Genomic DNA, 252 nt, shown 5'->3' on the forward strand with positions numbered 1-252 from the left:
TATTTATAACCATCACGTAATTGATAAATGCCACGCGGATCTGTTATTGCGTCATTTTTAGGAACAAATTGTATTTTTAAATGACTAACATTTTCAGGTACTTTAAATAAGCGCCAAATCGGACCATTTGGCGCTTATTTAAAGTACCTGAAAATGTTAGTCATTTAAAAATACAATTTGTTCCTAAAAATGACGCAATAACAGATCCGCGTGGCATTTATCAATTACGTGATGGTTATAAATACTATGACT

The 252-nt window shown here is 31.7% G+C and carries 2 pseudogenes; one reads left to right on the top strand and one right to left on the bottom strand.

The features are described 5' to 3' along the window. Nucleotides 1-125, bottom strand: a pseudogene (locus tag IDG65_RS15175) (hypothetical protein); the annotation flags it as partial. A gap of 6 nt (nucleotides 126-131) precedes the next feature. Here IDG65_RS15175 and IDG65_RS15180 point away from each other — a divergent pair. After that, nucleotides 132-252: pseudogene (locus tag IDG65_RS15180) on the top strand (hypothetical protein); the annotation flags it as partial.

The sequence above is a fragment of the Staphylococcus sp. EG-SA-17 genome (genome assembly GCF_017151845.1).
Taxonomy (GTDB): Bacteria; Bacillota; Bacilli; order Staphylococcales; family Staphylococcaceae; genus Staphylococcus; species Staphylococcus aureus.